Annotated in this window: 16 protein-coding genes and 1 pseudogene; 11 read left to right on the top strand and 6 right to left on the bottom strand. The window is 60.3% G+C overall.

The genetic code is table 11. From position 1 onward, the window contains the following. On the top strand, window positions 1-804 hold an 804-nt coding region (locus ACFX4T_RS16130; RefSeq protein ID WP_377652642.1), incomplete at its 5' end, for a sugar phosphate isomerase/epimerase family protein. A 117-nt stretch (window positions 805-921) separates the two neighbouring features. Continuing rightward, window positions 922-1664, top strand: a pseudogene (ppgK, locus tag ACFX4T_RS16125) (polyphosphate--glucose phosphotransferase). Between the two features lie 239 nt (window positions 1665-1903). On the opposite strand, the gene ACFX4T_RS16120 reads toward ppgK, so the two are convergent. The 3 genes from ACFX4T_RS16120 to ACFX4T_RS16110 are packed head-to-tail and all read right to left on the bottom strand — an operon-like array spanning window position 1904 to window position 4544. Next, the gene (locus tag ACFX4T_RS16120) at window positions 1904-3130 is read right to left on the bottom strand and encodes an NAD(P)/FAD-dependent oxidoreductase (protein ID WP_223948838.1); all 1227 of its coding nucleotides are present in this window, start codon (window positions 3128-3130) and stop codon (window positions 1904-1906) included. Continuing rightward, window positions 3127-3324, bottom strand: coding sequence for a ferredoxin (locus ACFX4T_RS16115; protein WP_223948839.1), 198 nt, complete (start codon window positions 3322-3324; stop codon window positions 3127-3129). The genes ACFX4T_RS16120 and ACFX4T_RS16115 overlap by 4 nt, the downstream gene beginning before the upstream one ends. Next, on the bottom strand, window positions 3321-4544 hold the full coding sequence (locus tag ACFX4T_RS16110; RefSeq protein WP_223948840.1) for a cytochrome P450: 1224 nt from the start codon (window positions 4542-4544) through the stop codon (window positions 3321-3323). The genes ACFX4T_RS16115 and ACFX4T_RS16110 overlap by 4 nt, the downstream gene beginning before the upstream one ends. A gap of 817 nt (window positions 4545-5361) precedes the next feature. On the opposite strand from ACFX4T_RS16110, the gene ACFX4T_RS16105 reads away from it, so the two are divergent. The 4 genes from ACFX4T_RS16105 to ACFX4T_RS16090 all read left to right on the top strand — a co-directional run bounded on the left by ACFX4T_RS16105 (window position 5362) and on the right by ACFX4T_RS16090 (window position 10497). Next, window positions 5362-6324 (top strand): LacI family DNA-binding transcriptional regulator, encoded by a 963-nt coding sequence (locus ACFX4T_RS16105; RefSeq protein ID WP_223948841.1) that lies wholly within the window; start codon window positions 5362-5364, stop codon window positions 6322-6324. A gap of 129 nt (window positions 6325-6453) precedes the next feature. After that, window positions 6454-8697, top strand: coding sequence for an MMPL family transporter (locus ACFX4T_RS16100; RefSeq protein WP_377652641.1), 2244 nt, complete (start codon window positions 6454-6456; stop codon window positions 8695-8697). A gap of 1 nt (window position 8698) precedes the next feature. Further along, window positions 8699-9832 (top strand): sensor histidine kinase, encoded by a 1134-nt coding sequence (locus ACFX4T_RS16095; RefSeq protein ID WP_223948843.1) that lies wholly within the window; start codon window positions 8699-8701, stop codon window positions 9830-9832. Next, window positions 9829-10497 (top strand): response regulator transcription factor, encoded by a 669-nt coding sequence (locus tag ACFX4T_RS16090; RefSeq protein ID WP_223948844.1) that lies wholly within the window; start codon window positions 9829-9831, stop codon window positions 10495-10497. Before ACFX4T_RS16095 ends, ACFX4T_RS16090 begins: the two co-directional genes overlap by 4 nt. 118 nt (window positions 10498-10615) lie before the next feature. Here ACFX4T_RS16090 and ACFX4T_RS16085 read toward each other — a convergent pair whose 3' ends face one another. Beyond that, window positions 10616-13255, bottom strand: coding sequence for a glycoside hydrolase family 3 N-terminal domain-containing protein (locus ACFX4T_RS16085; RefSeq protein ID WP_223948845.1), 2640 nt, complete (start codon window positions 13253-13255; stop codon window positions 10616-10618). Between the two features lie 43 nt (window positions 13256-13298). Then, window positions 13299-14474 (bottom strand): glycoside hydrolase family 1 protein, encoded by a 1176-nt coding sequence (locus tag ACFX4T_RS16080; protein ID WP_223948846.1) that lies wholly within the window; start codon window positions 14472-14474, stop codon window positions 13299-13301. 489 nt (window positions 14475-14963) lie between these two features. On the opposite strand from ACFX4T_RS16080, the gene ACFX4T_RS16075 reads away from it, so the two are divergent. The 5 genes from ACFX4T_RS16075 (at window position 14964) to ACFX4T_RS16055 (ending at window position 22653) form a co-directional block, all read left to right on the top strand. After that, window positions 14964-17324, top strand: a complete 2361-nt coding sequence (locus tag ACFX4T_RS16075) for a glycoside hydrolase family 2 TIM barrel-domain containing protein (protein WP_223948847.1) — start codon at window positions 14964-14966, stop codon at window positions 17322-17324. Between the two features lie 31 nt (window positions 17325-17355). Next, the gene (locus ACFX4T_RS16070; RefSeq protein WP_223948848.1) at window positions 17356-19620 is read left to right on the top strand and encodes a glycoside hydrolase family 3 C-terminal domain-containing protein; all 2265 of its coding nucleotides are present in this window, start codon (window positions 17356-17358) and stop codon (window positions 19618-19620) included. Window positions 19621-19789: 169 nt separating this feature from the next. Then, the gene (locus ACFX4T_RS16065; RefSeq protein ID WP_223948849.1) at window positions 19790-21397 is read left to right on the top strand and encodes a DUF5597 domain-containing protein; all 1608 of its coding nucleotides are present in this window, start codon (window positions 19790-19792) and stop codon (window positions 21395-21397) included. Between the two features lie 191 nt (window positions 21398-21588). Next, window positions 21589-22377 (top strand): SDR family oxidoreductase, encoded by a 789-nt coding sequence (locus tag ACFX4T_RS16060; RefSeq protein WP_223948850.1) that lies wholly within the window; start codon window positions 21589-21591, stop codon window positions 22375-22377. 27 nt (window positions 22378-22404) lie between these two features. Further along, a complete protein-coding gene (locus tag ACFX4T_RS16055) occupies window positions 22405-22653 on the top strand; it encodes a hypothetical protein (protein ID WP_223948851.1) in 249 nt (82 codons plus the stop codon). 898 nt (window positions 22654-23551) lie between these two features. Here ACFX4T_RS16055 and ACFX4T_RS16050 read toward each other — a convergent pair. Continuing rightward, window positions 23552-26086: a glycoside hydrolase family 78 protein gene (locus tag ACFX4T_RS16050; RefSeq protein WP_377652640.1), complete on the bottom strand. Its 2535-nt coding sequence runs from the start codon at window positions 26084-26086 to the stop codon at window positions 23552-23554. Window positions 26087-26093: the final 7 nt, after the last annotated feature.

Raw genomic sequence — 26093 nt, 5'->3', positions numbered from 1 at the left:
TGGGCCATCTCCAACCACCTCAAAGGCCAAGCCGTCTGCGATGACCCCATCGACTTCCGCCACGAAGCCATCGTCGGGTCCAAAGTCTGGGGTGACGGGGACCCCGAAGGCGTCCGCCAACGAGCCGCCGAAGAAATGAAGCACACCGCACGCCTGGCCAAAGCTTTGGGCGTGGACACCGTCGTCGGGTTCACCGGTTCCTCCATCTGGCAGTACGTCGCGATGTTCCCGCCCGTCCCGGAAAAAGTCATCGACGCCGGCTACCAGGACTTCGCCGACCGCTGGAACCCAATCCTGGACGTCTTCGACGAAAACGGCATCCGCTTCGCCCACGAAGTCCACCCCAGTGAGATCGCCTACGATTACTGGACCACCGTCCGGACCCTCGAAGCGATCGGCCACCGCGAAGCGTTCGGCCTGAACTGGGACCCCTCCCACTTCATGTGGCAAGGCATCGACCCCGTGTCCTTCATCTGGGATTTCAAAGACCGGATCTACCACGTGGACTGCAAGGACACCAAGCTGCGCCCCACCGGCCGCAACACCGTCATGGGTTCCCACCTGCCCTGGGGCGACCCCCGCCGGGGCTGGGACTTCGTCTCCGCCGGACGCGGCGACGTACCCTGGGAATCCTCCTTCCGCGCCCTGACCGCAATCGGTTACAACGGCCCGATCAGCATCGAATGGGAAGACGCCGGCATGGATCGCCTCCATGGCGCCCCCGAAGCCCTCGCCGCCCTCAAAAAGTTCGACTTCCCCGCCTCTCAAACCAGCTTCGACGCCGCCTTCAGCAGCAAAGACTAGTGGGGGGCTACCGATCTCGGCAGAAAGGTTGCCGGGGCCGCAACGGCAGTCCCCGGCGATACGCTAGCGCACGGTTTTCACACTTCCTTACGTACAGAGCACACGAACACTGCATTTATCGGCGTTGACATTGGAGGCACGGGTATCAAAGGAGGGCTGGTAGACAAGAATCAAGGCAAAACTCCTCGGTGACCGTACCGACTCCGCACCCGGCGACCCCCGAAGCAGTAGCCGCGGCAGTTTCCTTGGTGATCGACTGTATCTCAGTCCACCCGCAGGCTCCGGCTGCGTCTGCACCGGTAGGTGTGACATTTCCCGGCATAATCCGGCATGGAGTTGTGCACTCTGCGGCGCACACGGAGCAAAGCTGGCTGAACACTGACATCAACCAACTCCTAAGCGCCCGGCTGTGTCGGCCGGTACCGGCTGTAAACGGCGCTGATCCCGCAGGCCATGCCGAAATCAGTTACCGTGCTGGCATGCGCATAGACGGTTTGGTCCTAGCCATCACGCTGGGGACTGGCATTGGATCTGCGTTGTTCCTCAACGGTCAGCTCGTCCCCAATACCGAGTTCGGACACCTGAAAGTCGACGGCGTTGCGGCCGAAAAGCGGGCTTCAGCATTGGCACGCGAAAGGGACGGACTTTCCTGGAAGGAGTACAGCGACGTGCTGCAGCGATGCTTGTCACACCTGGAATTTTTGCTCTCGCCCGAACTCGTTATCATCGGCGGAGGCATTTCACAGCGCGCCAACGATTACTTACCCAACCTCAGATTGGGAATCCCAGTCCTTCCTGCCACGCTCCGCAATGATGCCGGCATAGTCGGTGCAGCACTTCAGGCCACCATCGCGCACTGAATCGGCTTGACGACGGCCTTGATGAACTCGATTGGTAGCCACCGAAAGGATATCCGGTGATTGCTGCTCCGACTTCGCGAAGGGCTCCCCCGCGGAGTTCGTAAGGCAGTTAACTTCCTAATTCCGGCAGGGAAGCCTGGCTACGCACGAACTCCTGATTAGCGGTGAGTCGGCGAAGGAGCTTAGGCCAAGTCGGGACATTCCTGGCTCTGGTTACCAAAGTTTGTGGTCGGGTAATCTTACGAATTCGATTGCGCTACTTCGAGCGCCTGAGCCCAAGTGGTGCGGGATTCGATGTGCGCGCGCCACTGCCGGACGGCTTTGGCTGCGCCGGCTCCCAACACGCCGGTTAGCCTTCCCCCTTTGCGGTAAATCGCGATTACCTTCCCCTCCTCGATGCTCCCTTGAAGAATCTGCACTTCGTCGTGGTCGCGGAGGTAGCCGTGGGCCTGAAGTTTGACTTTGTACTGATCCGACCAGAAGTACGGGACGGTTGTGTAGGGAAGTCTGTCTCCTGCGAGGATTCGATCAGCGACGTGGAGGGCCTGATCAACAGCGTTGGTTCGGTGCTCTATGCGCATTGAAAGATCGAAGAGTGGATTGTGCCACCTGGCGACGTCCCCTACTGCATATATTCCGTCGCCGGCTGAGCAGTCAGCTGCGCAAACTACACCGTCGGACAGGGTGAGACTGCTGGCTCGGAGCCAGTCCACTGCTGGCTCCGACCCAATCGCCACAACAACCAGGTCAGCGTTTTCCGTCCCGCCGGATGCGAAATGTACGCCTGTGACTCTATGTCCGTTCGTTCGTAGGGACTGCACGAGCGCGTCGTTGCCCGTGCGAAGGCGGATGCCCTGCTTTTGATGTAGGGAGGTCAGTTGCTGCCCCACTTCACTGCCGAGCGCGTTCTCCAGAAGTGTTGGGGCCTTGGTTGCCAGAACGACTTCAACTCCTCGTTGTATTGCCGCGGCTGCGATTTCAGTTCCGAGGAAACCTCCTCCGATTACAACGAGACGTGACGCTGCTGAGAGCGCTGCCTGAAGGTGGAGCGCGTCATCGACTGTCCTCAGCGTGTGGACACCGGAGATGTTGTTATCTGCCGGAAGATGTTTGGCGTTGACTCCCGTGGCAATGATGAGACGTTCGAATTCAAGGTCTGTGCCGTCTTCAAGCAGCACTTTCCGGTGACGGCTGTCGAGGTGGACCGCAGCAACTCCGCGGCGTAAGTCAATGCCGAGGTTCTGGAGGTGGTTGGGCGGCCGCAGGGTCAGTGCTCCCACTGAGACTGGATCATGCAGCGCCTGCTTGGACAGGGGTGGCCGGTCATATGGTTCGTGGTTTTCCGCGCCCACGAGCACAATGTCGCCATCGTATCCCCGCGTGCGCAGGGCTTCGGCCGCGCTCACCCCAGCTGCCGAGGCGCCCACAATTACGGTCCTGGGGGTGGGGTGACTGATACGGCTCATTGCTGGGACAGGGTGATGACAGCTGCCGGGCAACGCACCGCTGCGTCCCGCAGCTTCGATTCCTGTTCGGCGGGAGGGTGCGCGTTGAGGACGACGACAATGCCGTCGTCCTCATTCTGGTCAAAGATTTCGGGTGCCGCGATGGCGCACACGCCGGCTCCAACACACTTGCTTACGTTGATGTCGAAGTTCATGAAATTACCTCATCCCAGTTGATCATCAGCTTTTTGATCCCGTATACGAGCATGTCGTTCTTGAAAGGGATGTCCGTTTCCGGGGTCTCAACCCTCAGGCCCGATAGCCGGCGGAACAACTCGGGGAGTGCAATGCGCAGTTCAAGGCGTGCAAGATGCTGCCCGAGGCACTGATGCGGTCCGTACCCAAAGCCGAGATGGGCAGAGCGCCTTTCAAGGTTCAGCTGGTCACCATCAGAGATAAACCGGTTATCCCTGTTGGCCGATTCAAGGACCACAGCCACATGTTCGCCCGCGCGGATTGTCTGCCCGGCAATGGTGGTGTCTTTGACCGCTTTGCGCAGGACACCGTTGTGCACAATGGTGAGATAGCGGATCAGCTCATCGACGCCTGTTTCCATGACAGCCGGATTCTGTAGCTTTCCAGCTTGGTCCGGATGCTGCAGGAGGGCGTAGGTGCCAAGAGTGATCATGTTTGCCGTGGTGTCATGACCTGCGGCCAAAAGCAGGAGCGCTAGCCCTTGGAGCTCTGCGGCATCCATGGGGCGGTCGGTGGGTTCCAGGATGAGTCGGCTGAGCAGGTCGTCACCGGGATTCTCCTGTTTCGACTGGATGAGGTTCGCGAAGAAGCCCGCGCTCTGGATGGCTGCCGCCTGGCGTTCCTTGAGAGGCAGGCTCAAATCGACTTGAGAGGCCGTAGCGTTCTCAAATTCGGATCGTTGACCCTCGGGCACTCCGAGGATCTCGCTGATCACTAAAGCGGGGACGGGCAGCGCAAACTCGCGGTAGAGGTCGAGCGGGCCTTTCTGCTGGCCGATGCGGTCGATGTGCGTAGCGACGAGGTCCCTGATGAATGGCTCGAGACGCGCTATCCGCTTGACCATGAACTCCCGGGCCAGGCGGAGCCGGAGCCGGGAGTGGGAATCACCGTCATGCCTGAGCATGACGCCCGGTGGCGGGGGTGCGCCAAGGTTGTCTTTGTCGCCCATCAGGTGGGATGAACTGGCGTCTACATTGCTGAAGGTCTCGGCGTCGCCCAGGACTGTACGCGCATCCTCATAGCCGCTGACGAGCCACACATCGAAGCCTGCAGGAGTGTCGACGCGCAGTACGGGGTCCGAGGTGCGAATACCTTCGTACCTCGGGTCGGGATCAAACGGGCACCGGTTGGTCGGAAACGGCGCGGTTGCCGGTGGCGGCTGCTGAATTGTTGATGTCAAAGGAATCGGCTCCTGTATCTGCGGGGCGACGACGTTGTTGCTGTTCGGTTTCACCTGCGGTTGGGATAGTTACAGCCTCTCGCCCAAGCCGCAGGAAGTAAGCCCGCAGCTGTGGTATTTCAGATACTGCATCCGCAGTACCTTCGTTCTGTGCCTGTCGGTATTCCGGCCGGTGACTTTTAGCCTCCCGCGGCCGCGTGGTCCCAGCACTTGCGGCCGCGCGGCCCTTCATGGAATCTGGCCAGTAGATTCAGGAGTTCACTGGCAGGTGGACCTCAGCCTGTACGGTCCTGACAGCCAAAAGAGGAGGCCCGTCAGCATCCGTCCGATCGCTCTCAGTGGTGGTCTCAGCTCCGGGCCATTCGTCTGGAGCCGGTTTTCGTCGGCTCTCAGAACCTGACTCTTTCGTGGATTTCACCGCATGGTACGGACAGGTCGACCGCAATCTGAAATTCAGTGATGCTGTACCGGGTAACTGAGATACCTCTGCGGCTCCTAATCGCTTCTGGGATGAGTTCCTGAACGGCGGTGCTGATAGCTGTGTCTTTCGTATTCGCGTCCTTGACCTGTACGTCCAGGACCTGGGGATAAGGGTGAGGCATCGGGCCTCCAGTTTGCCGCGGCAAAGCAGCCGACGGACTCGGGTTATGCGCGTATTGGGGGATGGCCGAGCAGGCCCTTATCAAGGTAAACACCCACATTGGCACGCGTCAATAGTTGTATCTTGGGGGGACTGCGGTAGGCTGGGCATGTCTTTGAAGCGTGTCAATGAGGCCGCCCAAAAGGTCCTGGCGCAGGGAAGAGAGGGGAAGCTGTTATGACAGGCAGTGCTGACGTTGCCCTTCGTGCAGGCGTTTCTAGGTCTACAGTGAGTCAGATTCTCAACGGCCGTGCCCACCTGTTTTCCGAAGAAACGGTCGCAAAGGTTAGAGAAACAGCGGCGGTTATGGGTTACCGCCCGTCGTTGGCTGGACGAACACTGGTCCGTGGTAAGAGCGACATCGTCATCACGCTCATACCGGACATCACTTTCGGGCCGACCGTTCGTGAATTCGTGGATCTCCTGACAGAAGGGTTGGCGAAGGAAGGCCTGACGAACCTGCTTCGGCTTTCGTCATCAGACGATACCCTTCAAGACGCGGTCCTTGGGCTGCGTCCTCACTCGATCGTGACAATGGCTCCGCTCCGGCCTGAAGACATTGAGCGCCTCGAAAAACAGGGTATTTACGTGATTGGACAATCCCAGGCTTTCCAGGCCGCGGCTGACGTGACTATCGGCCGCCTTCAGGCTGAGCATCTTCTGGGCCAGGACTACAAGCGCATTGCCGTTGTCCGCCCGCGATCGATACGGGAGCAATACAGCGCTCCGGAACGCGAGAAGGGAGTGCTCGAATATGGCAGCCTTCACGCTATGGAAGTTCTGCCTACCTTGGAGATTGGCCTTACCAGCGACGAAGCTTTGAAAGCAGTGGGCAGCCTTCCGGCGGGAAGGATTGGTTTAGCGTGTTACAACGATGAGGTGGCCTTGGCGATTTTAGGGGCCGCTCTTCGAGAAGGAGTCAGCATTCCCGCGGAGATGGGAATTATCGGGGTCGACAACTCTGTGATCGCCCGCGCTTCGACTCCGACAATTACGTCTATCAGCATGGACTTGGAGCTAAACGTACGCGAACTGGTCGGCCACATCGTCTCCGGCCGGGAGCTGCGGATCCCGCCTGAAGCAACCGATGAGTACACGCGTGGTTTCACAGTCATCCAAGGAGACACCACCCGGCGGTAGGACTAATTCCTACTGCCAATGCAGTACCAACGCACCTGCGTTCGACGGATGTCCATAAGGTGCTGTCCTCAGATCATTGGTGAAGGGCTTTCAAGACACACCCTTTCCATCAATTGTTAGGACTATCGCATGGCTGCATTTCTTGCCCGTATTGGGAGGCTGGCGGGCCGTCATCGTATCGCTGCCATTACGGTATGGCTGGGTCTTCTGGCTGTGTTTTCGGTCGTTGCATTGGGCGGGATGAAATTTAGCGACGGTGCCTTCGACGTGCCGGGCACCGAATCCAGCAAGGCCATGGGCCTGCTGGAAGACCATTTCCCGTCCACACCCGCCGGCTCTGGCGAACTGCAGCTTGTGGTGCAGTCGCCTGCCGGGACCGGGCTGACGGCCCCTGGGCCGGCGGATTCCCTGACTAGGGCAATCGAGCAGCTGCGTTCCCTTCCCAACGTCAGCCAAGTGCTGGACCCACGGGATCCGGCGCGTCCGTTCCTTTCTGCCGACGGCACTACAGCGGTCATCCAGGTATCCCTTGAAGGGTTAGAGGACTCAGAGCGTGAGACTGTGCATAATAACGTCACCGAAGTTGCGGAAGGGGTCCGCGGGCAAGGGCTGACGGCCGAGGTGGGCGGGTCCCTTGCCTCGGGTATTCCTGAGATCCTTGGACCGTCTGAAGCCGTCGGGGCAGGCATTGCTTTTCTTGTCCTGGTCTTGACCTTTGGCTCCCTTGTCGCGGCGGGCGCGAACATGCTGAGCGCATTGATCGGCGTCGCAACCGGGATTCTCGGAATCCTTGCGTATTCGTCTATCAGTCCCATTGGCAATGTCACGCCGATCTTGGCTGTGATGCTTGGCCTCGCTGTTGGCATCGATTACAGCCTCTTCATTCTTGCCCGCTTCCGTGCGGAGCTGCGCGAGGGCCGTACGGTTGACGCGGCCATTGGCAGAGCCACTGGCACGGCAGGTTCTTCAGTCGTGTTCGCGGGGGCGACTGTCATCATCGCCCTGGCCGGACTCACGGTTGTTGGCATTCCGTTCATCGGAGAAATGGGTCTGGCCGCGGCCTTTGCAGTAGGTGTGGCGGTGCTGATGTCACTGACGTTGCTGCCTGCTTTGATGTCATTCATGGGTCTTCGGGCTCTGTCCAAGCGGGACCGCAGGCAACTTTCCGCTGCCGAATCGGCACGTGTCCCTACACGGGTGCCGGGATTCCTCTCCGGTTGGGCGCAGTTCGTTGTGACCCGGCCTCTTGTCTCAGTGGTTGGCGGCACCCTGCTGCTCATCGTAATGGCCCTGCCGTTGCTGTCGATGAAAACAACCCTTTCAGTACCTGGCGGCGAAGACCCGGAATCAACGCAACGGGCTGCCTACCAGATCGTCAGCGACAAATTTGGGCAGGGCTCACAGGACCCCCTTGTGGTCCTCGTTGAAACCCCTGGAGGCGGCCTGCAGGAAAGAATCCCCGAAGTTCAGGAGTTCCTGGCAGGGATCGACAACGTGGCGCTGGCGGTGCCCGCAGGCGTGGCCAGCAGCGGAGACGCGGCGATAGTGTCCGTGATTTCCAAATCTGGTCCCCTCGATGACCGGACCATGCAGTTGGTGCGGGACATCCGCGCCGAAGCACATAACCTTCCCGGAGCCAACCTGTACGTCACCGGAGCCACCGCACTGGGTTTGGATGCGGACGCGCAGCTCAGGCAGGCCCTAGGACTTTACGTTGCCCTGATTGTCGGCCTTTCCCTGATCCTGCTGGTCATCCTGTTCCGTTCCGTGCTTGTTCCCGTTGTTGCCACGGCTGGATTCCTTCTGTCTTTGGGCGCGGGACTGGGAGCGACCACCGCAGTGTTCCAGTGGGGGTGGCTGGGGGACGCGATCCAGGCTCCGCAAGGAAATCCTCTGCTCAGCCTGCTGCCGATTATCTTGACCGGCATCCTGTTCGGTCTTGCCATGGACTATCAGGTGTTTCTTGTAACGCGGATCCAGGAGGCATACGGGCAGGGAATCCATCCCAAACAGGCAATTCTTCGCGGTTTCAAAACCTCCGCCGGCGTGGTGGTCGCCGCCGCAGGCATCATGGCAGCGGTCTTTGGAGGGTTTGCCTTGAGTCACTCTTCCCTAGTCGGTTCGATAGCCCTTGCCCTGGCCGTGGGTGTCGTTGCCGATGCCTTCATCGTTCGGATGGTTATTGTTCCCGCCGCGCTTGCTCTCTTGGGCCGCTCCGCGTGGTGGATGCCCAAATCGTGGCCGGCACGCCTGCCCGCACTTGATGTCGAGGGCCACCACCTCAATACTGTGGAACATCAGGAAGCCAGGGGCACCGATAATGCCGAACAGGACGCAACCGACGCCGAGCCATTCCCCATCGGACGCCGCTGACATGACTCTCACTCCCCGGCCGGGTTCTCGGTGGGAGGTTGCGCTCGATGCTGCTGCCGTCCTAGCTTTCCTGTCGGAACTCATGAGAGGAGCAACGGCCGGAACCTATGAAGGCGTCGTCCTGGTGGCAGCAATGCTCATCGCTGCCACCTTGCGTCGGAAGTTCCCGGCCTCTGCCACTGGCGCGGCAATCATTGCCAGTGCCTTGGTGGCAGGCGTTCCCGGAGCAGTAATATCTGTCTGGGTCATAGCCCAGGTCTGTATTTTCTCGCTCACGCTACGCCGTTCCGGTGCGGCCTCGGTTGCTCTTCCGGTATTACACGCCTGCACCCTTTATGTCGGCGGTCTGGTCTTCTTGCGGCTCGCACCATTTGACGTGGTGTCGTTGAGCTTGCCTGTATGGACGGCAGCTGCCGCTTCAGCCGGATACGCTCTGCGATCCCACAACGAAACAATTTCTGCTCTCCGGGATAAGGTCGCTGCGTCGGCCGCGGCGAAGGACAGCGAAATCCAACGCAGACTCGGCGAGGAACGAATCAGAATCGCCAGGGATCTGCACGACGCCGTGGCACACAATATCGCCATTATCAACGTCCATTCAGGCGCCGCTGAAAAGGCGCTGGATCAGGACCGAGAGCGTGCGAAAGAATCACTCGAACAGGTGCGGGCAGCAAGCAGAAACGTGCTAAGGGAACTCCAAGACATACTCCTCATTCTCCGTTCCGCCGGCCATCGGGATGATGCCGGACCCATCCCCAGCGTTGAAGGCATCCCGGCCCTGCTGGAGAGCTCACGGGAGCTGGGCCTTGCAATCGATGCCACCATCAAATCACTGCCTGGTGTTTCTCCAGCGGGGGAGGCCGCGCTGTACCGTGCGGTCCAGGAAGCACTTACCAACGCCCACCGGCACGGAAACGGGCGGGCACACCTTGTACTCGACGCGCAAGATGGATCCGTTGTCCTGACCATTTCGAACACCTACAGGCCCGGTCGTGACCGTCAGGGCGGCTATGGCCTGATAGGCATGCGGGAACGAGCCGAATCCGCAGGCGGCGACCTGTATACGCGGGATGAAAACGGTACCTTCCTGCTTAGAGTAACTGTGCCAGCCATCAAGACGAAGGAGAGGGAATGACGGCGGTACTCATCGTTGATGATCAATCCATGATCCGGGCGGGCCTGCGCGGCATCCTGGAGAACTCGGGAATCACGATTGTGGGCGAAGCTTCGGATGGACGTGAAGCTGTCCGCATGACCCGGCAGCTGAAGCCCGACCTGGTCCTCATGGACCTGCGAATGCCTGTTCTCGATGGCATGGCCGCAACCCGTGCCATACGAAGCGATGAGACCCTCGCGGAAGTCAAAGTTCTCGTCCTCACAACGTTCGACGGCGACAGGGACGTCATCGGAGCCCTTGAAGCCGGGGCATCAGGGTTCCTGAGTAAGGGCGCAAGCCCGGACGAACTGGTCGCGGCTGTTCTGGACGCCGCCGCGGGGCAAACGACCCTGTCGACAACTGCGGCGTCCGCAGCCATCCGCCACATCTCTGCCACAGCTCAACGGCCGCCGGCCGCGCCCGATCCGCAGTTGCTTCGGCTCGTCGGCCAGCTAACGCCCAGGGAACGGGACATGGTGGCTGCTGCTGCCACCGGCATGGACAACCCTGCCATTGCCCGCGAACTCCACATTTCGCCGTTAACGGTCAAAACGCATCTCAACCGGGCTATGACAAAGTTGGGTGCAAGGGATCGTGGACAGCTTGTCGCGCTGGCGTTTAAATCCGGAATAGCCCAGGTATAGCCTCTCGGGGTGCGGGCAGGCCGGAGATCTGCCGCCGCTATCCTGTATCCGGGATCGCAGTGGAAACTAGTGGGAGCCGGTCCTTTCGGACCGGCTCCCACTTGTTTTAGTGCCTTTGCTAGATGACGACCCGCGTCCCAACGTTCTGAACTTTCGCCACCAAATCATCGACTACTGATTCTGGTAGCTGCCCTTGGCTGTAATAGGCCATCTGGGCGAGGGTCATTCCCATTGCAGGGGCGAGCATCTCTTCGCTTGCCCCGCCCATCATTGCCCGCAGCAGCTCGCCGCCAACAGGGTGGTCGAGCCAGTCGCGAATCGTGCTTTCGGCCGTCACGGGGGCAACGTCCAGGGTGTCCACATTCTTCGCTGCCGTGATCTGGGCGGCAAAGTCTTCGTACGACCCGGTCTCCACCAACACGGTGCTGAAAAGCTGGCGGTTCGGTCCCGGAAGGTGGTCCCTGCCTGTCAGCGTTACCTTGGTCTGCAGGGGCGTGTCGGCTGACGAGCCTCCTATGTAGAAGCGGATGAGGCCCGGCTCCACAACCCAGCCCTGTTCAGCATCCCACAGCGCCAACATGCTTGCCGGGACGCTCACGGTGATTTTTGCGGCCGTTCCCGGGTCCAGGGAGATCCTCCGGAAAGCGACCAGGACCCGCCCGCGCCGGGCGGTGCTGCCGATCACATCCCGGCCATACACCTGGACGACTTCCTCGCCCGCGCGTTTTCCGGTGTTGGTGATGGTAAACGTCAGACGGATTGTTGAATCGGTTGCTGCTTCGTGCGCCTCCGCCACCAGATCCCGGTAGGCGAACTGGGTGTAGCTGAGCCCATGTCCGAAGGGGAACACTGCGGTTGTCTCCCCGTTGAAGTAGGAGCTTGGCTGCAGTGTTCGCCAGTAGGGGAGCGGGGCCGAGGCAGCGGACTCCAGCATGGACATCGGCAGCCGTCCGGCGGGGTTCACGTCACCGAAGATCACCGAGGCCAGCGCGTTGCCAGCTTCTTCACCGCCAAAGAAGGAGGAAATTATTGCCGGCACGGCTTCCGTCATCCACTTCAGTGCGTAGGGGCGTCCGTGGCTGAGTACCACGACGGTCGGGGTACCCGTTGCTGCAATCGCTTCCACCAGTTCACGCTGCACTCCGGGCAGAGTGCAATCCGTGCTGTCGATTCCCTCACCGACGGTGCCATAGGAACCAATACCTGCCTGGTCCCCGACCACGACTACGGCCACATCTGCTGACTGTGCTGCGATGACTGCTGCGTCGAACCCGGTTCTGTCTTCTGCGGCGATGGGGCAGCCCCGTTCGTAGAGAACCGTGCTGTCGTTGCCAGCACGACGCTTAATGCCTTCAAGGAAGGTAACCACGGGAACCGACTCGACCAGCAGTTTTGCCTCGTCCGCGCCGGCCGTCGCTGCCTCTGCGTTCTCGAGGCGCGCCTGGGGGTCAGCGGCCAGGGCGAAGCGCTTCGTCATGCTGTCGAGCACCTGGTAGCTGTAGTTTCCGAGCTGGCCCATCGGGCGGTCAGCGTTGGGACCGATCACCGCAATTGTACGTACCTTCCCGTCGAGAGGCAGCAGGGGATCAGCTCCGTCAACGGGCCTATTCTGTAGTAGGACGACGGCCTTTTCGGCCAGGGTACGGGCTAATGCCCGTTCGTGCGGTGTATCCAGGGTTTCGGGAACCTCATCCAGGTTCGTGTAGGGCTGCTCGAATAGACCGAGCCCGAATTTCGCCCGAAGGACGTTGGAAACTGCCCGGTCCAGATCGGCTTCAGCCAGCACCCCGCTCCTGACAGCTTCAACGATCCGCTCGGAGTTGACAGCGTTGTCCAGGTCCAAATCAACGCCCGCCCGCAGGGCCTGGGCAAAGGCCTCGCTGCTGTCCGCAGCGGTGCCGTGCTTGGTGTAGAGCTGGGACACCGCATTGAGGTCGGAGGTCACAAGACCTTTGAATCCGTAGTCACGGCGCAGCAGGTCCTGCAGGTACTTTTTGGAACCAGTTACCGGAACACCGTCGAGTGTATTGTAGGCGGGCATGACGCCCTTGGCCCCGCCGGCGCCGATCGCCATTTCGAAGGGCACCCCATGGACTTCCCTGAGCTCGTTTGGGCCGATCTGCGCCGGGTCGGTATTCCGCCCGCCGTCGCTGGCACCGTAACCGATAAAGTGTTTCAGTGTCGCGATGACGGGCGCATGGTGGTCGGTATCCTGCAGCCCGCGGACAAAGGAGGTTGCCATGGAGCCTACAAGGTAAGGCTCTTCGCCGTAGGTCTCCTCCACACGTCCCCACCGCGGGTCGCGTGCCACGTCAGCCAACGGGGAAAGAGCCTGCCTGACTCCGATGCGCGCCATTTGCGCGCCAATGGCCCGGGCCATTTCTTCGACCAGTTCGGGCTCCCAGGTGGCAGCCTGGGCGATGGCGTCGGGGTAGGTAGTTGCGTCCCGCACTTTCAGTCCGATGAGCGCTTCCTCGGCCAGCAGGACAGGGATGCCCAGACGGGTATCCTCCATGTGCTTTCGCTGAAGTTCGTTGCCTTTTTCTGCGGCTTCTCGGGGTGGAAGGCCCAGCGTCGACAGGGCCGCTGTCGCACTGCCCCATCCGGTCGGGGGCGGGTTGTGGACATCAACGGCTGATCCAAAGGGGGACGCAGTCTGGGCAGCCTTTTCCTCGAGCGTCATTCGGCCCAGCAGATCCTGCACCCGTTCATCGATGGGCAATGCCGGATTTTGGTAGGGGTGCATTTCGGAAGTCATAAGACGTCGCTTTCATTGATGAGGGTTCTGTTGGCTGTGGTGGTCACAGTGCATTCGCCGTCGCGAGGGCGCCCAGGACATGAAGGCTCGGCTTGGGAATGCGTTCGAAAGTCTCCCGATTCACTGCAACGAGACCAAAAGTGGGTGCCCAGCGGCCCCACTCGAAGTTATCGAGCAGGCTCCAGTGGATGTATCCGAGTACGTTCGCACCCTCGTCCATGCAGTCGCGAAGGTGGTGCAGAGCTTCATTGATGTAGGCGATCCGGCGATCATCGTCTGCCGTGGCAATGCCGTTTTCGGTGATCACGATGGGTGTATCCGGCAGGACCGCACGGGTGTGCCGTACCGCGATGCCAAGCGCATCCGGCCGATATGCCCAACCCGTAATGGTGTTGTCGGGGTGGGGCGGGTGGCGAACGATTCCGTCGGCGTCGATAGGCTGACTTGTGTATGACTGAACGCCGATGAAGTCATCACCCCTTGCCGCTTCCAAGTACATGTCCTCGAAGATGTACTGGATCTCCGTGTGCTTGTCCTCAGCACCGGGTGTCACCGTAAAGGCCTGGTTCGCGACCGTCCAACCGACTTTGGCGGTGCTTCTGCTGCGAACGATCTTGGCCGCGGCCTGGTGTGCGCGGATTAGTACGCGGCCGATTTCCGGGTCCGGGAGGTAGCTCTCTTCCGGGTCATACACCTCTCCTGCGACGGCCAGACGGCGCTGCATGCCATGGTTGATGGCAAGAACGTTTGGCTCATTGATGGTGCATACCCACTCGACGCCATCAAGGATGGTGCAGGCCTGCTCAACGTAGCGGGTGAAGAGGTCCACAGCGTCATCGGCCAACCATCGTTGCTCGTCGAACCACAGGGGATGTGTGAAATGGTGCAGGGTCACCACGGGTTGAAGTCCGAGACGCTGGCACGCCTCAATCATCCGCCGGTAGTGGGCCAGTTCGGCTTGTGAAAACCTGCCTGGGCTGGGTTCGATGCGGGACCATTCAAGGCTGAAGCGGTAGGTGTTGAACCCTGCCTCAGCCAGGAGTCGCATGTCCTCTTCATACCGGTGATAGCTGTCGAGTGCGTCACCGCTGAATTCCACACCATGCTCGGCTGCGTCGAGCTCGAGCTTCCAGAAGTCGTTATTGATGTTGTTGCCTTCCACCTGGTGGGCAGCTGTCGCTGCCCCCCAAAGGAAACCGTCGGGGAAACTGCGTGACATGGTTGGCTCCTTGCCGGTAGGTCTGTTCTGTATTTAGCCGAAGCGCGAGGTATGCAGGCAACGCGTCTTGCTGCACTCCGAGGCAGGGAAGGGATCCGCTACTGGGGGCGGATCCGGAGAATCAGCGGGGATCCGCCGAAGGTCCCTGGGGTGCCCGGTACTCGGGCCCGGGGAAGAAGCTTGTTGGTCATAATGGATCCAGTGCATCCGGTGACGCGTTCTGGAAAACGCGGACCTTTTTGTCATTCATAGTGAGGGTACTGCCTCTTTTGACGCGCGTCAATGTGCCGAAAGGGCCATTGACACGCGTCAATTGCTGTGTTTCGCTGGTCTGAATCAATAGCAAGGCTGCGGATTTCAGTGCCGGCAACCGGAAGGACAAAGATGACCCTGGCGTCGCGTGTTACAGAGATGTTGAACCTGGACGTTTGGGAGTTTTCCGTCCGATCCTCCGACAGCTGGTCCTTAGTTCGGCTTCCTCACGATGCGATGATTCACGAACAGCGCCGGGCTGATGCAGAAGGAGGCGCTGAAGTTGCCTACTATCCAGGCGGCCGGTACGCCTACAGGACAACCTGGCGCGCCGGCGTGGACCCGGCGCCTAACGTTGCGTTGCGGTTTGAGGGCGTTCAGGGCGATTCCACTGTCTCGGTGAACGGCACACCTGTCGGGACGCTTAGAAGCGGTTATACGGAATTCGAACTGCCGATAACCGATCATGTTCTGTGGGGCCAGGATAATGAGATCCTTGTCGACGTCGACAACTCTGCCCAACCTGCAAGCAGATGGTACCCGGGGTCAGGCCTGTACCGTGCGGTGTCACTTGTCTTTCGGCCAGCGGTCCATTTCGCTGCGGACGGTCTGCAGTTGCGGACGAAAACGACCTCAAATGAGGCGGCAATTGTGGAGGTCGAATACGGGCTGGTGAGCGCCGGCGCGCGCGATACCCAGGTCGTTATAGAGCTTTCGCACGGAGGTAAAGTTGTTGCCGCCGGCGCCGGTGGGGGGAGCACGGGTGCTGTGGTCCTGCGCATCGACCACCCGCGCGCTTGGTCCGCGGAAACGCCGCACCTCTACGAACTTGCCGCGCGCCTCGAACTGGATGGCTCGGTCGTTGATGAACGACGCGAAATGGTGGGTCTGCGGACAATTTCCGTTGACACCCATTACGGGCTGCGGATCAACGGCACAACTGTCCTGCTGCGTGGTGCGTGCATCCATCACGACAACGGGGTCCTGGGAGCCGCAACCTACAGGGCAGCAGAGTACCGCCGCGTCCGGCTGCTCAAGGCGGCAGGCTTCAATGCAATCCGCAGCGCACACAATCCCATGTCCAGGCACCTGCTGGATGCGTGCGACGAACTGGGCATGTATGTGCTCGATGAGCTGGCCGACTATTGGGTAGTTTCGAAAACCAAGCACGATGCCTCGTGGCGTTTCCGGGAAACGTGGCGGGAGGACGCGGACCGTATGGTCGAGAAGGACCGCAATCGCCCCTCCGTGATCATGTACGCCGCCGGCAATGAGATCCCGGAGACTGCCACGGCCGAAGGTGTGGCGCTTACCCGCGAGATTACGGAATACCTCCACTCCATTGATCCTGGCCGACCGGTGACCCTGGCTACCAACCTTTTCCTGAGCACCCTGGTGTCCATGGATAAGTCCCCCTATAAAGATTCATCTCCGGTTGAGGGCGAATCCTCCATGGCGGGGTCTACCGAGGCGAATGCGATGATCAACCAGATTGGTCGCATGATGGATCTGGTCTCACGGCTTCCCCGTGCGGACAGGGCTACCCGAGACGCTTTCGCGGCGGTGGATGTGGCTGGTTACAACTATGGCCTGGGCCGCTACAAAGGGGACGTGCGCCGGTACCCGGAGCGGGTCATCCTTGGTTCCGAAACCCTGCCCGGCGATGTTGCACGTGCCTGGCACCTCGTACAGGAAAACCCCGCGGTCATCGGCGACTTTGTCTGGGCGGGTTGGGAGTATCTGGGGGAGGCCGGAGTAGCCGTGTGGGTGCCCGGAAAACGCGCCGGCTTAGCTAAACCCTTCCCATACCTAATTGCAGGTCCTGGAATGTTCGACCTTATCGGGCAACCGGACATCACGCTGCGGCTCGCCCAGGCAGCATGGGGTTGCCTGGAGGCTCCTGCCATCGGCGTACGACCCGTAGACCGCAGTGGCGTTGCCATGGTGAGATCAGCGTGGCGCACTACCGACGCCGTAGAAAGCTGGTCCTGGCGAGGATGCGAAGGACGCAAGGCAGAAGTAGAAGTGTACTCCGCAGATGACCACGTCGCCTTGTTCCTCAACGGCCGCCGCATAGCCCGCAGACGGGCTGGGCGAAAGCAGGGATATCTTGCCAAATTCACCGTTCCCTACGAACCGGGGAATCTGACCGCGATTGGGTACCGCGATGGTTCTGAAGTGTCGCGCACAGAGCTCAGAAGCGCCAGCGGAGAACTTGGACTACGCGTCACGAGCAGCGCCGGCACGGTCATCGCGGACGGTGCGGATCTTCTCTTCGCCGACATTGCTATCACCGACGGCAGTGGAGTGGTGGAGATGCTCGCGGATGAACAGGTGGTTCTGGACGTTACCGGGCCCGGAGAACTCATCGGTTTCGGAACTGCAGCGCCCGCCTCCGAAGAGGCCTTCACGGGCAACACCCGCACGACATTCCGCGGACGGGCCTTGGCCGTCATCCGCCCCACCGGAAAGCCAGGATTCATCACAGTCAGTGCCCAATCACAAACCTTGGGTGCCGCCGACCTGGTTGTTGAAGCGATCGTGACCGGTTCCTTGGAAGAATCTACCGACCTCACCGCAGGCGCGCTCACCAGCTAACCCATAACCTCGACCTCGGAAAGCTCTGTCAATGAACAATCAAACACAAGCCCAGACCGGTGCCACTGTTGATACCAGTGCCATGACTGAAATAGCCGGCATGCCTGCCGACCGAAAGGCCTCCCTGCTGTCCGGGCAGAATTTCTGGGAAACCGAGCCCATCGACGAACTGGGCCATCCTGCAGTGACTCTGGCCGATGGAACCTACGGGTTGCGCCATCAGTCAGGACGCCACGACCACCTCGCAATGTTCGAAAGCGATCCAGCCACGTGTTTCCCTCCCGGCGTCGCGATTGGCTCCAGTTGGGACCCGGCTATAGCGGCGCGTTTGGGCTCCGCCATCGGGAAAGAGGCCCTCGCCCAAGGCGTACACATTGTCCTTGGTCCGGGAATTAACATAAAACGCTCCCCGTTGTGCGGACGAAACTTCGAATACTATTCGGAGGATCCTCACCTCACCGGTGTACTGGGATCCGCCTTCGTTAAGGCCCTCCAGTCCGAAGGCCCGGGAGTCTCGGTCAAGCACTTTGCAGCGAACAACCAAGAGACGAACCGGCAGACGATCAGCGCGGACGTTGATGAGCGAACGCTTCGGGAGATCTATCTACCGGCTTTTGAACGGGTTGTCACGGAAGCGCAACCAGCGACCGTCATGGCGGCCTATAACAAGATCAACGGAATCTTTGCATCGGCAAACCCTTGGCTGCTGACCGAGGTGCTTCGTAATGAGTGGGGTTTTTCCGGAGTCGTTGTATCCGACTGGAACGCGGTAACGGACCGTGTGGCAAGCCTTCGGGCAGGATTGGACCTCGAAATGCCAGGAGGTAGCGCCGCGCATGACCACGATGTTCGGGCAGCGGTGCGCTCGGGCGAGTTGGACGGACATGAGCTCGATGAGAGTATCGCCAGGATTGCCGCACTGGCCCAGTACGTTCCCGAATCAACGACAGATATCGACTACACCGCCCAACATCGCATTGCTCGAGAGCTTGCAGCCGACTGCGCGGTCTTACTGAAGAATGAGGCTCAAACCCTGCCACTTAGGGCAGGCACCCGCCTCGCAGTCATCGGCGAATTCGCGGCCAAGCTCCGTTACCAGGGCGGAGGCAGCGCGCATGTCAATGCCACCCACCTGGACCAGCCCCTTACGGCTATACATGCCCTCGCAGGAGAGCATGAGGTAGCGGTGACCTATGCACAGGGTTTCGTGATCGGCGGTGATGGAGACGCCACGCTGCGGCAGGAGGCCCTTGATACGGCCCGTCACTGCGATATTGCGGTGATCTTTGCTGGCCTGGACGAAGTGGCTGAGTCCGAAGGGATGGACCGCGAAAACCTCGATTTGCCTGCGGCCCAATCGGAGCTGATCGCTGCGGTAGCTGCCGTCGCGCCCCGTACGATAGTCGTCCTTTCCAATGGCGGCGTCGTCTCTCTGGAGGGGTGGCATGACGACGTCCATGCCATCCTCGAAGGCTTCCTGCTGGGGCAGGGAGGTGGGCACGCAATTGCCGATATCCTATTTGGCCGCACGAACCCTTCCGGGCACCTGGCGGAAAGCATCCCGCTGCGGCTGCAGGACCACCCCAGTAGCCTGAACTTCCCAGGCGAACGCGGGCACGTCAGGTACGGCGAAGGCGTGATGGTCGGCTACCGCTACTTCGCCACCTTCGACACAGCTATCCGATACCCGTTCGGTCACGGCCTTTCGTACACCTCTTTTTCCACTTCAGCCCCCCGGGTAACAGTGACACCAAGTGAAGACGTCACAGTCAACGTCGACGTACGCAATACCGGAGACCGGCCGGGCAAGCACGTGGTTCAGGTCTATGTCGCAACCCAAGCCGGCCCCGTGCGACGTCCGGCACGGGAACTGCGGGGGTTCGATAAGGTGCACCTCGATCCCGGCGAAACGAAGACTGTCACGATCGACCTTCCACGACGGGCCTTCGCCTACTGGGACATCCAGTATGGTCGCTGGGTTGTCGCCCCAGGTGTATACCGGATTCAAATTGGCACTGATGCCCACACCATCCTGCATGACGAGAGCCTCACGCTGACCGGCGACCTTATCCTCACCGAGCTCACCATGAATACCCCCATGGGTGAATGGTTTGAACACCCCCAAGTGGGCAACCGCGTCATGGAAGCACTCGGATTCAATTCGGTCGAAGTCTCTGCCGAACACCTGGCCATGCTGTCGTCCATGACCATGACCCAGTTCATCAACATTTCCGGGATGCCGGTTCCGGAGGAGACCCTGGCGCACTTGATGCGCGACAGCCGCCGCCCGGCCTGAAATCCTGAGCACCAGGAATGGAAAGCCCAGCCGAAAGTTATCGGGGCGATCCCGAACAGGCATCCAATCGCACTGGCCAAGAAGGTTCTCGCTTCAGGTAGGACCGAACGCCAAAATCCGTACCAGGCTCGGGCTTCGCCAATGGAGCCTATTAGTGGAAGAAACCAACATGCATCAAACTCCAAGCACCGTCGTAGCCCAGTGGACAGGCCCCTACCTGGCAGTCGACGGCCAGCCGTTCCTGATCGTCGGCGCCGAAGTGCACAACTCCAGTTCAAGCACCCTTGAAGCGATCGCGAGTTCTTTCGGAACCGTTAAACTGCTTGGCGCCAACACGGTACTTGCCCCGGTGGCCTGGGATCTCTTCGAATCGGAAGAGGGCAAATTCGACTACACCCTCATCGACGCGATGATCGCTACAGCGCACGAATTCGGACTGCGGCTGATTCCGTTGTGGTTTGGTTCGTGGAAGAACGCCGCCTCCACCTATGCACCGCACTGGGTCAAGAAGGACATAATGCGCTTCCCCCGGGCTGAACTGGCTGACGGACGCCGCATCGAGCACGTTTCCCCGTTCTCGTTCGAGGCGAAGGCCGCTGACTGCCGGGCCTTTGCCGCGCTTATGCAGCGGCTCTCTGACACCGACCATGACGGCACCGTCCTGATGGTCCAGGTCGAGAACGAAGTCGGACTTCTCGGAGCATCCCGGGACCACTCGCCAGCAGCGCAATCGGCTTTTGAAGGGCGCGTACCCGCTGCAGTGATCGAAGCCGTCTCGGCTGATTCCGGCATTCCGGTCCATCAAAACTGGCAAGAAAACGGATCCCGAACCGAAGGCACCTGGAAGGAGGTGTTCGGTGAAGGAGACCGTGTGGACGAGGCCTTTATGGCAGCTGCATATGCTTCCTACGTTGATGCTGTCGCCTCCTCGGGAGCTCAAAACCACAGAGTTCCATTGTTCGTAAATGCCTGGCTGGATGCAGACAGCGTCCTGGACGGGCCCGTCGCACTCGCGGGCGGCAAGCGCCCCGGTGAGTACCCGAGCGGCGGACCGGTCGCCCCGGTTGCCCCGATCTGGGATTCGCTGGCCCCAGCTCTGGATTTTCTCGCCCCTGATACGTACGTAGATGACGCCGAGCCTGTCTTCAGTGCCTTCTCCGCCAGGAAAGGCCGGCTGTTCATACCCGAATTGCGGGCCGATAGTGTCGGCATCGCACAAATGTTCTCCGCAGTCGGCGGCCACCGTGCACTAGGGGTATCCCCGTTTGGTGTCGACGACATTAACCCGGACGCGGACAGCAGCGCAGGCCTCAAAGACGCCTATTACCTGCTCTCGGCGGCGGCTGCCATTATTCGTACGAACCCTCAAGCCCGAATGCAAGGCTTCATGCTTAACGACGAGACTCCGTCAGCCTCGTTCCAGTTCGGCGAAACAGCGCTTCAAATTAACACCCAGTCCGACTGGAGCCCGGCTCTGCCCACCTACCCTGCCTACGGGTTGGTCATTGAGGACGGTGACGGGGCTTTCGTCATCGGTCGCGGTTTTTGGGTCACGCCCTTTGCCGGCGAAGGAGCCCCAGTTTCCTTCCTTTCGGCAGCCGAGTATCGGCTGGAGGCAGGTGAACTGATAGTCACCCGCCGTCTCAACGGTGATGAAACTGCGTCGGGGACCCTGGTTCCTTTCCCTTTCGTGGGCACACCTCCGATGTCGGACAGGGCTATCCCCACCAAACTCCCTGAAGCGGGAATTGTTAGGTTCAGCCTCTACACCTACTGACCTCCCGCCCTACAAGACCGGGGGCCGGGCAAGGGCACGGCCTGCAAGGGGAACGTCGGACAGGCGCGCCCCGAAATCGCCGGCGACACGTCCGCCCCCGGTCGCAGGCGGCCCTGGGACACATATCAGAGACCAATGTCCTGATAGGGCATCCAACAACATTAATTCATTTCGACAGAAAGGCCAGCGACATGCAGGTTCACGGCAAAACGTTCGTAGTGACAGGTGGCGGCAACGGCATCGGCCGCCAAGTAGTGCTGGGGCTCCTCCGAAAGGGAGCAACGGTTGCCGCCGTCGACCTGAACGCCGATGCGCTCGAAGGTACACAGGCCTTGGCAACCGGAACAGGCACACTAAGCACCCACGTGGTAAACGTGACTGACCGCCAGGCCGTCGCAGCGCTACTCGAAGACGTCACCAGCCTCCACGGCCACGTCGACGGCCTCATCAATGTAGCGGGCATCATTCATCGCTTTGTGCCTGTGGCTGACTTGTCATTTGAAGACTTTGAGCGTGTGATGAACGTAAATCTCTGGGGCACCGTGAACATGTGCAAGACGTTCCTGCCGGCCTTACGGCGTCGTCCCGCAGCGGCCATCCTTAACGTATCCAGCCTCTCAGCCTTGCTCCCATTCGCCGGCCAAACATTCTATGGAGCGACAAAGGCTGCTGTTAAGCAGTTCAGTGAGGGTCTTTACCAGGAATTGAGCGGCACGGCTGTTGCAGTTACGACTGTTTTCCCGGGAAACATCAGCACTGACATCAGCGGAAATTCAGGGGTCAAAGCGATCGACCCCAAAGGCAGAAAAGCACCTTCCACCACGCCCGAAGCAACTGCGGCCAAGATCATCCAAGGCCTGGAGAGGGGCAGCTTCCGAGTGCTGGTCGGCACGGATGCCAAAATACTCGACGCAGCCTCGCGGATGTCATCCCGTATTGCGACCGCGTTCATCGGGCGCCAAATGAAGTCGGTCTTGTGAGGGTGTCGGACGCAGGCTGGCAGCCTGTTGACGACTGGACCGTTCTCGCAGGGCCTGGAGGTGGAGGTTTGCGACAATGACCGGCTTGTGGACCAGGGAACCGTAGATAGAGTCACCGCGGATGGCGCAATTCTCTGGCTTAAGCACTACGGCATCCTGCATCGCAGGGCAACTGAGAAGGTTGACCACCGCTACGTGAAGGTCATCCCGGTCCCGCAGATCATGGAAGTAACGCTGCGGGACGACCATCCGGTGACCGCCGCTACTGGCAACTGATTGCGGTCACCGGCTAATGGACGCATGAGGGGACTGTTCACCCTGCGAAGGGGTCGGTCGACTCGTGGCGCCGGTCCGGGACTAAGACCATGAAACGCTCGCCTCGACACCGGGCCCCTCGGCAGTCGTGGCAACCTGGGGGCTGCAGGCGGTCGCTTTCAGGCTGGCCCCTCACTCGGCGGCTAATAACCTTCAGCTTCGGCTTTGTTGAGGAGCGTCTTCCTCCCCACTTCTCGCCTGCGACGACGCATCCCGAACCTTTCTTCGTCCCGAACGTCACCAAGGCAATAAAACACCGAACGCGATCTGCGTTAGCCGCTGCTGCCTGCGAGCAGGCATTGGTACTCCATGAGAAATCGAAGCTGCCCACCGCGCGCAGTGCAGCTGCTTCCGCTTTCTCGACAAAGCCAGCGTCCCTCCCGCTTGGCCACTGGGGATGGACATCGGCGAAGCGTGAAAGCGTCCGGGTCGTTCGTCGCACCGTCCCGCACACGCGTAGGCAGTTCAACGAGATAGCAACAGGCTCATCGGCCAAGGCATTTGTCCCTGTGACGGTCGCCAGGATTTTTAGGCAATGCCTTGGGCCCTGGCTTCTTGCTTCCTATGTTGGGATAGCAGCTCGAGAAGGACTGCGTTCTCAATGGTGATTCTCATATCTCGGCTTACCTTGGCCGGCACAAATCCCTCTTTGATTCGCAGAGATTGGGCCCGAGAGTTTCGGCTGCAGGGATTGCGCGAAAGAGCGGTCCCTTACCTCGCCGACCTGCGCCAAGGACACCGCAAAGCATCGGATATCGGTGGCATTCAGTGACATCCAGGCTTGGCCTCATGATCTTTCGTGACGCCGAAGCTGCCACCGTCGAACCAGTGGTGGTTCGACGGTGGCAGCTTTGATGACTCAGCCTGCCAGTGCCGCTTGAAGATCACCCCTGAGACCTGCTGGGGCTCCCGGCATACTCTCGAGAATGGTGTTCACAGACTCTGGCCTGCAGTCCAACTCTGTCGTTTCAACGGGGAAGTGGGGGAGGTGCTTGGTGATTGCCCGAAGCACGGCATCCCAGACCTCCGGATGCTCGGCCACTTTCATCAGCGGTGAATCCAGGGTGAACGACGGGCGCTGGCCGTACGGCTCAGCAGCCTGGTACTGCCACTTGTGGTTGCCCGAACTTACGTCTTCGACGGCATTTTCCGGATGCAGGGGAAGAATGACTGTTGCTGTCGAACCTGCAGGTATTTGCGCTTCCACCGTCACTACATCGGATTCGACCTGCCACATGACTTCGGCGCGGCCCCGCGTAGTTTCATGCGCTGTTCTGGCCCATGTCAGTCCTCCTCCGGGCTGCGGAGCAACGCGGATGTGTTTCCACCCGGGCGACAGGCGTACCAGGCCACCCACGACGCGGTGCAGCCAACTGGCCACGGCACCAAGCGCGTAATGGTTCAGGGAAGTCATCCCGGTCGAGTTCAGAGTACCGTCGGGACGGATCGCGTCCCAGCGTTCCCAGATAGTGGTTGCACCCATGGTGACCGGGTAAAGGAATGAGGGGCATTTCTTTTCCAGCAGCAGCCGGTAGGCGGCCGACAGGTGCCCTGTGCTGCTCAAGGCGTCTGTAACGAGGGGTGTTCCCGCAAAACCGGTGGATATGCGGTACTTGGCCTTCTTGACGATTTCTGCCAGGCGGTTGCCGGCCACCTGCTTTTGGTCTTCGTCGAGGATGCCAAACATGATGACCAAGGCGTAGGCAGTTGCAGATTCATTGACAACGCGGCCGGACGGTGTGACGTATGCGCGGCGGAATGCGTTGAGGACGCGTTCGTGCAAGGCACGGAATTCGGCTTCGTCCTGCCGACAGCCAAGTACTGCCGCAGTTTCTGTCATTTCCTTGGTGGTCTTCACAAGGTAGGCCGAAGCTACCAGATAACGATCCGTCTTCCCCCCCGCCGCATTGGCGGCAGGTGCGTCTGGATCCAGCCAGTCGCCAAACTGGAAACCCGCAGTCCATAACCCCTGCTCGTCCAGCAGCGAACCGATCTGGCGGATGAGGCTGGTCATCGATTCGTAGCTGCTGCGTAGGATTTCCGCGTCGCCGTACTCCTGGTACAGCTCCCAGGGCAAGCTCACGGCTACGTCGCTCCAAAGGGCTGTGGGCGCAGAAGGTGTGGTCATAACGTCAGGGACGGTCCAAGGAACGTCGCCGGTTGCCTTCTGCTCGACGGCCAGATCTGCGAGCCAGGACCCCAGTACCCCCCGCACGTCATACAGGTAGGTTGCGGTCGACGAGAAGGCGTTCAGATCACCGGTCCAGCCCATTCGTTCGTCTCTTTGCGGGCAATCCGTTGGGACGCCAACAAAATTGTCGCGCATCGACCAGACTGTATTCTGGTGAAGTTTCGTAACGAGTTCGTCGGAAGTTTCGAACCAGCCGGTGCGTGGCATATCGCTGTGAACAACGACGGCCTGAAGTGCGTCTGCCTCCAGCTCACCGGGCCATCCTTCGACCTCTGCATATCGGAAGCCGTGGAAGGTGAACTGCGGCTCCCACACTTCCTCGCCTTCACCGCTAAGAGTGTATCGATCGGTCGCCTCAGCAGTACGGTTCGTCTCCCGCTCCAGCTCTCCGGACGGGGTCAGGATCTCAGCATGGCGGAGCGTGATCACTGTGCCGGCCTCGCCAGAGACTTTGATTCGCACCCATCCTGAGATGTTCTGACCAAAATCAACGATTGTTGTCCCGGCGTCGGTGACGCGGAGTTCGACAGGTGCGAGTTCTTCAATGCGCCTGATGGGTGGGAAATCAGCAGCCACCAGGGATGACAGGGGCCAGTCGACTGGCTCGATCGCCGCCCATTCGACATCCTCGAAGCCGGCTTGTGTCCAGCCCTCGGGTTCCATTCGGGCGTCGCAGGTCTCGCCCGCATAGATCCCATTTGCACGAACCCCTCCGGATGCCACCCGGAATTTGCCGTCAGTTGCGATGACTTCCGTCCGGTCAGGATACTCAAGTTCCACCTGAGCAAAGAGCGCCGGCCGGTCCGAGTAGTTGTGGCGCAGGTTGTCCCATGTCAGAGGCCCTACCGCCCAGCCCTCACCGACAACGGCGCCGAACGCGTTGGCGCCGGGGACAACAAGCGAAGTTACGTCGTAGGTGCTCACGGCCAGACGGTGCCGGTACGACGTCCACCCTGGTGCGAGAACTTCGTCTCCCACCCTTGTGCCGTTGACGTACGGGACCACGATACCGAGTGCCGTTACACGTAAAGTAGCGCGAATAGGACGTTCTGCAAGGTCGAATTCCCTCCGGAAGTAAGCTGCCGGATCATCAGCGTCCGAGGCTTTCGCCGGGCCGACAAAGGTACCGTGCCATCGGCGTATTTTTCCGTCACCTTGTTCGTCGCGGTCGGTGCCGGGAGGTTCCGTAACGTTGCTAGTCATCGAGAGC

The organism is Paenarthrobacter sp. YIM B13468, from assembly GCF_042788025.1.
Lineage (GTDB): Bacteria > Actinomycetota > Actinomycetes > Actinomycetales > Micrococcaceae > Arthrobacter > Arthrobacter aromaticivorans.
The sequence above is the reverse complement of the archived record's forward strand: the minus strand, read 5'-3'. Positions and strand labels throughout refer to the sequence as shown.